Below are 4,522 nucleotides of genomic sequence, written 5' to 3'. Positions count from 1 at the left end.
ATCGAAGCTTCCGAACCGAATTCCGGCATGCCGAAATCCATCCCGATAAGGGGCCGTGCAGTAGTGGTGTGCCGCCGATGGCGCCCGCGCGGGCGCGAGTGCGGGTACGGGGCCCGGCCAGGGGGCGCCGCCCCGTAGCGGCCGGGTCGGCCTGTGCTACCTCGACCTGGACGGGTTCAAGGCGATCAACGACACACTGGGGCACCGGGTCGGCGACGAGCTGCTCGGCGCGGTGGCCCAGCGGTTGACCGAGTGCGCCGCGCCCGACGGACACCTGGTGGCGCGGCTCGGCGGCGACGAGTTCGCGCTGCTCGTCACCGAGTCGACCGGCACCGACCAGCTCACCGAGTTGGCGCGCGCGCTGCTCGTGGCGCTGCAACGGCCGTTCGACGTGGCCGGGCACCGGCTGACGGTCTCGGCCAGCATCGGGGTCGTGGAGCGGCTGGCGGCCGGCACGCACACCACCGCCCTGATGCAGGCCGCCGACACCACGCTCTACTGGGCGAAGGCGGACGGGAAGGCGCGCTGGGCGCTGTTCGACCCGGAGCGCAACGCCCACCGGATGACCCGGCAGGCACTCTCCAGCACGCTGCGGCAGGCCGTCGAGCGGGGCGAGTTCACGCTGGACTACCAGCCGTTGGTGGGCCTTGAGGACGGGGTGGTGCGCGGCGCGGAGGCGCTGGTGCGGTGGCGGCATCCGCAGTTCGGGCTGCTCGCGCCGAATCGGTTCATCGGATTGGCGGAGGAGAACGGCGCCATCGTGCCGCTGGGCCGCTGGGTGCTGACCACGGCCTGCTGGCAGGCGAGGAAGTGGCAACTGGCCCATCCGGCCCGCCCGGTGCGAGTCAGCGTCAACGTGGCGGTGCGGCAGGTGTGGGACTCGGACCTGGTCGCGGACGTGGCGGCGACGCTGGCGGAGACCGGGCTGCCGCCCGAGCTGCTGCAACTCGAACTCACCGAGTCGGCCGTGATGGGCTCCGCCGGCCGGCCCTTGCAGGCGTTGCAGCAGCTCAGCGACATGGGGGTGACGATCGCCATCGACGACTTCGGCACCGGCTACTCCAACCTGGCCTATCTGAGCCGACTGCCGGTCTCCTCGCTCAAGCTGGACGGCTCGTTCGTCCGGGGCTTCCGGGCCGAGGAGCACCCCAATCCGGCCGACGAGACCATCGTGGAGGCGCTGGTGCAGCTCGCCCACCGGCTCGGGCTCACCGTGACCGCCGAATGCGTGGAGAGTGCCGAGCAGGCCGAACGCCTGGGCCGGATCGGCTGCGACACCGGCCAGGGCTGGTTCTTCTCCCGCCCGGTGACCCCGGAGCACCTGTCGGCGATGCTGAGAGAAGCGGGCTGAGCGCGCCGGGCCCGCGCTCCGGATGACCACTAGATCCCAAGGGGGCGCGGGCCCGATCCCGTACGGGGATGTGTCGTACGGGATGTGTCGTACGGGCCTGCCTCGCACGGGCCCGGCTCGTACGGGCCTGCCTCGCGCGGAAGTGTCTCGTACGGGCCCGGCTCGTACGGGCCCGTCGCCAGTGGTCGGGCAGTGACCGGTCGGGGTCGGGCAGCCGCTAGCCCACGGTCGGCCGGTGGCCAGTCAGGAGCCGGCGGCGGCCGGCCAGCGGCCGGGGACAGTGACCGGCCGCCAGCCAGCAGCCCGAAGACAGCGAGCAGCGAGCAACGAGCAGCGATCAAGCAGCCGGCGGCGGCGTCAGCTCGTAAGCGTCCGCGATCAGCTCGTAGGAGCGCAGTCGGGCCGCGCTGCTGTGCACATTGCCGGTGATCACCAGTTCGTCCGCGCCGGTGCGCTTGACCAGTTGGTTCAGGCCCTCGCGGACCGCGTCCGGGGTGCCGTGCACGACGTTGGAGACGTGGTTCTCCACGAACTCCGTCTCGGCCGGGCTGAAGGCGTGCGTCTCTGCCTCCTCCGGCGTGGGCACCAGGCCGGGCCGCCCGAGCCTGAGCCGGATCATGGCGAGCGCGCCGGTCATCACCTGGCGACGGGCCTCCCGCTCGTCGTCGGCGGCGAGCGCGGAGACTCCGATCGAGGCGTACGGGGCGTCCAGGACGGCCGAGGGGCGGAAGGAGGAGCGGTAGAGGTCGAGCGCCGGGATGGTGTTGGCGGCCGAGAAGTGGTGCGCGAAGGAGAACGGCAGGCCGAGCGCGCCGGCCAGTTGGGCGCTGAAGCCGCTGGAACCGAGCAGCCAGATCGCCGGCCGGTCGGTGGACTGCACCCCGCCGGGCACGGTGCCCTGGATGGGGCCGGGCACGGCGTGGATGCGCGCGTACGGATGGCCGTCGGGGAAGCTCGCGTCGAGGAACTTGGTGAGCTCGGCGAGCTGGCGCGGGAACTCGTCGGCGCCCTCCTGGAGCCGGTCCGAGCGGCGCAGCGCGGCGGCGGTCGCCCCGTCGGTGCCCGGCGCGCGGCCGAGGCCGAGATCGACCCGGCCCGGCGCCATCGCCTCCAGGGTGCCGAACTGCTCGGCGATGACCAGCGGCGCGTGGTTGGGCAGCATGACGCCGCCGGAGCCGAGCCTGATGCGCTCCGTGTGCGCGGCCAGGTGCGCGAGGATGACCGCGGGGGACGAGCTGGCGACGCCCGGCATCGAGTGGTGCTCGGCCACCCAGTAGCGGTGGAAGCCGCGCCGCTCGGCGAGTTGGACCAGCTCCACCGAGGTCCGCAGCGCGTCGCTCGCGGTCCGCCCACTGCCCACGGTCGCCAGGTCCAGCACGGAGAGCGGTACGGGTGCGGTGCCGCTCGCCGTTCCTCGAATCGTGTCCACCGGCGTCCTGCCTCCTGAAGTCGCGTACGTAGCAGAGGAGTGCAACCGGAGAAGCTCTCCGGTTATTCCCGGCCCGCGCATGTGTGATGCCGCGCGCCGCAGCCAGCGGGGGTGTGCGCCCGTCGATTCGCGCGCCCCGCGTGCCGGGTTCCCCCGTTCGCGCACCAAGCCGCCCCGAGGGCTGCACACGCCGCTGCCCGGCGCACCGTATCGGCTCCGACCGGCGCGCCCCGCACGGACGCGGGTGTCGAAGTGTCCGGCGGCGCGTCCGTTGGCGTGTCCGTTGCCGTATCCACGCGCGCCCGCGAGCGTGCGGCCGTACGCGGCCCAGCGGGGGCAACCGAGCAGGGGCGCCGCCACGCGCGCGAGCGGGCGAGCGGGCGAGCGGCGGTCTCAGGGAATCGGCCGGCGGCCCGCCCGCATCGCGGAACCGCCGCATCCCGAACCCGCCATCCGAACGGTCCGCTCGACTGGCCCCGGGCCCACGCGTGCCCCCGGGCCCACGCGCGGACCCGCGCACCGCCAACTCGGCTGAATCTAAGGGGCGTTGACGATGCGTATAGGGATCGGGCGAGGTTGACGCACCGTCACACTCAAGCCGCAGGGCGCAGGCCGCAGAGCCCTGCCCGGTCCCTACTCCGCACCGAAGAGGCGGCCCAGTTCCGGCGCGTGTGCCGTGCGGTTCAGGAGGCGCAGCCCCTCCCAGGCCGTCACCTGGTTGGCGGTGAGCACCGGCTTGCCGACCGCGGCTTCCAGGGCGGGCAGGTGGGCCGCGGTGTGCAGGGCCGTGTCGGGGAGCAGCACGGCCTGTGCCGCGGGGTGGTCGCCGGTGCGGGCCAGGCGGAGCACCTCGGGCTCGCCCCAGGTGCCGACCTCGGCCGCGGTGATGATGCCGCTGCCGCGGGTGGCGACGACCTCGATGCCGGCGGCCCGGAGGAACTCCGTGAAGCGGGCGGCGACGTCCTGCGGGTAGGTCGCGGCGACGGCGACCCGTTCGGCGCCGATGGCGCGCGCCGCGTGGGCGAAGGCGAAGGAGGTGCTGGAGGCGGGCGTGCCGGCGGTCGCAGCGAGCTCGCGGACCTGTTCCGCCGCACCCTCCCAGCCGAAGACGAAGCTGGCGCTGGTGCAGGCCCAGACGACGGCGGCGGCGCCGCGCCGGCGCAGTTCGCCGACGCCCGCGGCCAGCCGGGCCGCCGATCCCATTTCCCGCAGGGCGTCCACCCGGTGCGCGTCCTCGCCGATATCGGTGTGGACCAGCGGCAGCCGGATATCGCCGCCCAGCAACTTCTCCAGCCGGAGATAGTCGTCTTCCGCCGAGTGGCCCGGGTAAAGAAAACCGACGGTTGTCACGCGGTGCCTCCTGTTCGCCATACTCACTGCCCCACCGGGCGCCCGGAACCGAGTTCGGGGCGCCGCGCCGGCCGTCTTTTGGCACCCGGTGCCGAGAATCGCTCGCGCATGCCGTGCGGCGCACCGCAGGGTCGAAGTCGGCGGCCGATCGAGTGGGGCGGAATAAGCTTCGTGTGTCGTGCCCGGAGGGAAATCCGGGAGATAAGCGGAATCCGCTCTCCGTATTGTGTGCGGCGATGGGTCGGTGGTGGTGCGGCGGGTCGGCGCCGGGCGCGGTTCCGGCCGGCGGTCGCTGCCCGCGGGCCCGTACCGGCGGCTGCCGGGGGGCGGGGGTGGGGGGCGCGGGGCCGGCCCCCGGGGGGGGGGGGGGGGGGGGGGGGGGGGGGGGGGGG

The 4,522-nt window shown here is 73.9% G+C and carries 2 protein-coding genes and 1 pseudogene; 1 reads left to right on the top strand and 2 read right to left on the bottom strand.

All coding sequences use genetic code 11. From position 1 onward, the window contains the following. Positions 1-127: 127 nt before the first annotated feature. A pseudogene (locus AAHZ94_RS29035) lies at positions 128-1,351 on the top strand (putative bifunctional diguanylate cyclase/phosphodiesterase); the annotation flags it as partial. A gap of 337 nt (positions 1,352-1,688) precedes the next feature. On the opposite strand, the gene AAHZ94_RS29030 reads toward AAHZ94_RS29035, so the two are convergent. Continuing rightward, positions 1,689-2,780, bottom strand: coding sequence for an LLM class flavin-dependent oxidoreductase (locus AAHZ94_RS29030; RefSeq protein WP_349996607.1), 1,092 nt, complete (start codon positions 2,778-2,780; stop codon positions 1,689-1,691). A 633-nt stretch (positions 2,781-3,413) separates the two neighbouring features. After that, a complete protein-coding gene (locus tag AAHZ94_RS29025) occupies positions 3,414-4,130 on the bottom strand; it encodes a maleate cis-trans isomerase family protein (RefSeq protein ID WP_349996606.1) in 717 nt (238 codons plus the stop codon). Positions 4,131-4,522: the final 392 nt, after the last annotated feature.

This window comes from Streptomyces sp. HSW2009 (assembly GCF_040240285.1).
Classification (GTDB): domain Bacteria; phylum Actinomycetota; class Actinomycetes; order Streptomycetales; family Streptomycetaceae; genus Streptomyces.
Note: the sequence above shows the minus strand (reverse complement) of the source record. Positions and strands in the feature narration are given on the sequence as shown.